6 protein-coding genes are annotated in these 5,130 nt (G+C 72.3%); 1 reads left to right on the forward strand and 5 read right to left on the reverse strand.

All coding sequences use genetic code 11. The features are described 5' to 3' along the window. The 5 genes from DM816_RS39990 to DM816_RS45425 form a co-directional block, all read right to left on the reverse strand. On the reverse strand, positions 1-372 hold a 372-nt coding region (locus DM816_RS39990; RefSeq protein ID WP_211589061.1), incomplete at its 3' end, for an ATP-binding cassette domain-containing protein. Between the two features lie 29 nt (positions 373-401). Then, a complete protein-coding gene (locus DM816_RS39995; protein WP_211589062.1) occupies positions 402-1,196 on the reverse strand; it encodes an ABC transporter permease in 795 nt (264 codons plus the stop codon). Beyond that, positions 1,193-2,122: an ABC transporter permease gene (locus tag DM816_RS40000; RefSeq protein ID WP_211589063.1), complete on the reverse strand. Its 930-nt coding sequence runs from the start codon at positions 2,120-2,122 to the stop codon at positions 1,193-1,195. The genes DM816_RS39995 and DM816_RS40000 overlap by 4 nt, the downstream gene beginning before the upstream one ends. Before the next feature lie 3 nt (positions 2,123-2,125). Next, positions 2,126-3,673 (reverse strand): ABC transporter substrate-binding protein, encoded by a 1,548-nt coding sequence (locus DM816_RS40005; protein WP_162908341.1) that lies wholly within the window; start codon positions 3,671-3,673, stop codon positions 2,126-2,128. 103 nt (positions 3,674-3,776) lie between these two features. Next, a complete protein-coding gene (locus DM816_RS45425; RefSeq protein ID WP_281274408.1) occupies positions 3,777-3,902 on the reverse strand; it encodes a hypothetical protein in 126 nt (41 codons plus the stop codon). Between the two features lie 89 nt (positions 3,903-3,991). Here DM816_RS45425 and DM816_RS40010 point away from each other — a divergent pair. Continuing rightward, positions 3,992-5,130: ATP-binding protein (locus tag DM816_RS40010; protein ID WP_162908342.1), on the forward strand; the 1,139-nt coding region annotated here is incomplete at its 3' end.

Genomic DNA, 5,130 nt, shown 5'->3' on the forward strand with positions numbered 1-5,130 from the left:
CGGGATGCCCAGGGCGGTCAGGCGCCGGCCCACCTCGCCGCGCGGCAGCCGGCGGCGGTGCGCATGCCACGCCTCGGCCACGTGATGCCCGACCGTCCACACCGGATCGCAGGCACCGTACGGGTCTTGGGCCACGTAACCCACCGCGGTGCCACGCAGCCGGCGCAACTGCCGGGACGTCGCCGTCGTCATGTCATGCCCACCGACCAGGATCTGCCCGGACACTCGCGTGCCGCGCGGCAACAGCCCGAGCACGGCACGCACCACAGTGGACTTGCCCGAGCCTGACTCGCCGGTCAGCGCCACGGCCTCACCGTCGGCGACCACAAGGTCAAGCGATCGCAAGGCGACCACACCGGTGGGGTACTCCACCGTGAGGTCCTCTACGAGCAACGCCGGCGTCACGGCGCCGCCGCCCGGTCGAGCCAGGCGTCGGCCAGCAGGGTGACCGCCGCGACGCTGAGCACGATCGCCGCGCCGGGTGCCAGCACAAGCCAGGGCGCAGTGGTGGCGTAGAGACGGTTCTCGGCGACAAGTTGCCCCCACTCGGCGGTGGGCGGCTGCACGCCGAGACCGACGAACGACAGCCCGGCCAGGCCCAGGATGGTCTCGCCCAGGCCGAGCGTGGCGACGGCGAGCACCGCGTGGGCCGTCGGCGGTACCACATGAAGACGGGCGGCTCGCCACCGGGACAAGCCAGCGAGGCGGGCCGCGGTGACATACGGGCGGCCCAGCCGCTCAGCGGCCCAGGCGCGGGCCAGCCGGGCAATCGGCGCCCAACCCGCGAGCACCATCGCGACCAGCAGGTTACGCAAGCCTGGACCGAGCACACCCACCACGGCCAGCGCCAGCAACAGGGTCGGCACCGCCAGCACCACGTCGATGAGCCGCGACAGCAGGGCGTCCACGACACCGCCGACCAGTGCCGCGGCCAGACCGACGAGCAACCCGACGACAACGCCGGCGACCCCGACCAGCAGGGCCCCACCGAGGGAGATGCGGGCCCCGGCGGCTACCCGTGCCAGCACATCCCGCCCAGCCGCATCCGTCCCAAGCAGATGCGCCCAACTCGGCTGGGCCAGCTTGTCGCCATACGCGGTGGCGTCCGGGTCGGGCGTGAAAGCCGGCACCATGAACGCCAGGAAGGCAAGCAGCGCAAGCAGAAACAGCCCGACGACCGCGCCCGCCGATCTCACGCCGCCTCCGGACGGGGATCGATCAGCCACGCCAGCATGTCCGTCAGCAGGCTGGTGGCCACGTAGCAGGCGACGCCGAACAGCACGAACCCTTGCACCACCGGCGCATCGCGCGCCTCGATCGCCTCGATGAGGTGCCGGCCCACGCCCGGCCAGGTGAACAGCGTCTCGATCACCACCGCTCCGGCCAGCAGCGATCCCATCGCCACACCGACCGCGGCCAGCAACGGCCGGGCCGCGTTCGGCAAGGCGTGCACGAACAGCAGGCGCAACCGACCGGACCCGCGCGCCGCGGCGGTCTCCAGAAACGGCGCGGTCGCTGCCTCGCCCAGCGCGGTGCGCAGCACCCGCGACCAATAGGCGGCGATGCCCAGGGCGAGCGGCACGGCCGGCAGCCACGCCGCCCGCCACGAGCCGTCGGACAGCACGCGGCCCACCCCCGCCCGTACCACCAGGATGTCCAGCAGCAGCGTGCCGACCAGGAAGCTCGGTGTCGCGGCCGCCACGAACGTGCCGACCCGCAGCAACCCATCCGGCCAGCGTCGCCGGCTCGCCGAGGCAAGCAGGGTCACCGGTATCGCGGCCAGCGCGGCGAGCACGCCGGTCGCCGCGACCAGGCGCCCGGTCGCCGGCAGCCGGTCGGCCAGCTCCGCGCGCACCGGCCGTCCGGTACGCCATGAGACGCCGAGGTCACCGCGGGCCACGCCGGCGTACCAGTCCATCAGCCTGCGATACACCGGTTGGTCGAGACCAAGCTCCCGTTGGGCCGCCTCGACTTGGGCCGGCAGCGGATCGTGAATGCCGGTAGCGGCGAGCACGCGCCGCGCCGGATCACCGGGCGCGAGCAGCTGCAGCGCCCAGACCAATGCGGCCGCACCGGCCACCGTCGCGACGGCGACGCCGAGCCGGGCAAGCAGACGGCGCACCACTCAGCCGGCCGCCGTGCGGGCGGTCAGGTGGTGCAGCACCGAAGATGGCACGTAACCGCGGAAGGCCGGGCCGACAACGGCTTTCGACGACCGGTGGGCCACCACGACCGTGTATCCGTGCGCAGCGATCTGCTCCTGCGCCCGGACCAGAAGCGGCCGGCGCGCGGCATCGTCCACAGTGGAGCCCACCGCAGTGACCAGCCGGTCCAACTCAGCATCGCTGACTGCGCCGAAGTTCTTCGCGCCGCGGGTGGTGAGAAAGTCGCGCAGTGGCGCTATCGGGTCATAGGTGTACCCGAGCGTGCCGTCGAACGACAGCCCGACATCCCAGCCGGATGGCCGCTTCATCGCCTCGTAGTTGCTGTCCACTTCGGATATTTGCACATCGAACCCGACCGGCTTGAGCTGCGCCTGCATCGCCACCGCGATGGTCTTGGTGTCTGGCTGCTGCGGGTACGTCAACAGAGCCACGGTTAGCCGCTGACCATCTTTTGCCCGTACCCCGTCGCCGCCCATCCGCCATCCGGCGGACTCCAGCAGATGCCCCGCCTCGGCCGCATCAGTGCGCTGTGCGGCCACGGCATATCCGGCCACCTGCGGGTACAGCCCGGTCGCCGTGGTGTAGAGGCCGTCCAGAACGTCCTCGGCGATCTGCCGATAGTCGACGCCCAGAGCGAACGCCCGCCGCACCGCCTCGTCTCGCATGGTCGCGGTACGGGTGTTGAAGATCGCCCGCAACTGCTGCAGTGGTTGGCGTGCGGCCACCGCGGTGGCACCCCCGCCGGGCTGGCGCACCAGCTCGGTGGGCGGATAGAGCGCCACATCGGCCTCGCCGTTGCGCACGGCCAGCACACGCGCCTGCCCGTCGGGCACGAACCGCACCCGCGCCTGAGCCAGGCCCACGTGGCCGCCCCAGTAGTCAGGGTCACGGGTGAGCGTCATCTCGTCCGCCGTGAGCGCGGTGACCTCGAACGGTCCGGTGTAGACACCCTTGCCGATCAGGGTCGCGGGATCGGTTCCGGGCGGCACCGCCGCCGGGTCGTAGACCACCGCGCCCTGCTCGTCGGCCAGCAGGTGAGGCAGGTTCGCCACCGGCGCGGTGGCGCGCAACGTCACCGTCCACTCGCCACCGACGGCCGTGGTCGCACCGGGCAGGTTGGCCGCCAGCAGCCCACTGCCGGCCAGAGCCCGGTCGAGCACCGCTTTGAGCGCCGCAGCGTCCAGCACGGCACCATGCTGAAACCGCACACCCCGACGCAGCGTCAGCGTCCACGTCACCGCGTCGGCCGTATCGAGCCGCTCCAGCAACCACGGCTCGACCCTGCCCTCCTCCGTGGCCCGCATGAGCAGCTCGCCGTAGCCCCACTCGGGCGCCCACAGCCCCTGCGTCACCGGATCCAGGCTCTTGACCCGATATGGCGTGACGAACCGAATGGTGTCCCTACCGGCCGCAGGCCCGGCATCCCCTTGGCCGTCCTCGGCCCCACAACCGGCCAGGGCCAGCGCCGCCAGCACAGCGGCCACCGTGATCCACGTCCTGGTTCTCATCGCCGCGAAGCCTACCGCAATGACAACCATTTTCAACAGTACGGATCACGGCCCGCACGCGCCAGGCGGTGCTGCTCTTGTTCGGCGGTCGGCGGTCGAGCGCCTAGCCGCCGATATCGTCGCCGGCCTGCCGCCGCTTGTGCGCCTCGGCGGCGAGCTCGGGCAGCACGTCGCCCGGCGGGTAGGTGTGGCCCGCGTCGAACGGCCGCGGCGCCGGCGAACGCTTCACGCAGGCCGAGCTCGAAAACTTCGCCGACTCGGCGGTGCGCGTGTTCGAGGCCGCCTACGCACGCTGATCTTCGTCTCTATACTGAGGTCATGGGCACCGCCGGCGCCTACGCGGAGCTTGTCGGCCGACAGGCCGAGATCGCGCTCCTGAGCGAGCTTGCCCGCCAGGCCCGCGCGGGCCGGGGCGGGGTCGCGCTGATCGAGGGCGAACCGGGCATCGGCAAGACGGCGTTGCTCGACGTGCTTGAGCGAGAGTGCGCCGGGCTCGGCATGCGGTTGGCCCGCGGAGCCGCCGAAGATTTCGAGCAGCGGCTGCCGTTCGCGGCCGTGGGCGAGTGCCTGGGGCTTCGCGGCTCGGGTGAGGCGGGTGCGAGCCGGGCGGCGGCGCTGCTGCGCGGCGAAGAAAGCTTCGGGGAGAGCACCGCTGCCGTGAACCACGAGATGGCCGTGACCGAGGCGATTCTCGAACTGGTGGACGGCTGGTGCGCAGCGGGCCCGGTGGCCATCATCGTCGATGACGCGCAGTGGGCGGATCCGGCGAGTGTGGTGGTGCTCGACCAGCTCGCGCGGGCTGCGGCCGAGCAACCGTTGCTGTTGGTCATCGCCCTGCGGGTGACACCGCGCCGCGACGACATCGGTGCGCTCGCGCGAAGCCGCGCCGGCGCGCGGCTTTTGAGCCTGGGGCCGCTGGACGAACCCGGGGTGGACCAGCTGGTGCGCGGCCTGCTCGGCGCTCCCGCCGGGCCGGCACTGCGGAGGCTGCTCGCCGGTGCGGGCGGCAATCCGCTGTACATCCTGGAGGTTGTCGCCGCTCTGTCCCGGCAGCGGGAGATCGCCGGGCAGGTGCCGCAATCGCTCGCCGATGTCGTCATGCGCCGGTGGGAGCTGTTGCCGCGCAAGGCCGGTGAGACGCTCCAGCTGGCGGCGGTGCTAGGCGCGACGGTCAACGCGGCGGAGCTCTCGGCGACGCTCGATATATCGCCGGCAGAGGTGTTCGAGACCATCCGGATCGCGACCGATGCCGGGCTGCTCGCGGAGGCGGGCGGGCAGGTGGTGTTCCGCCACGACCTGATCCGTGAGGCCGCGGCCGGGCGGGTGCCCGCGTCCGTGCGGGCGGCGCTTCATCTGCGCGCCAGCGAGGTGCTGCGCACGGCCGGTGCGCCGGCCGAACGGGTCGGCGAGCACCTGGCAGCGGGCGCGGCCATGGACCGCACGGCGATCGACTGGCT

The organism is Allorhizocola rhizosphaerae (assembly GCF_003426775.1).
In the GTDB taxonomy this organism is placed as follows: Bacteria; Actinomycetota; Actinomycetes; order Mycobacteriales; family Micromonosporaceae; genus Allorhizocola; species Allorhizocola rhizosphaerae.

What these genes read in the sequence shown, in the direction of transcription:
- DM816_RS40005 (WP_162908341.1), bottom strand. Translation starts at nt 3,673, where the DNA reads ATGAGAACCAGGACGTGGATCACGGTGGCCGCTGTGCTGGCGGCGCTG.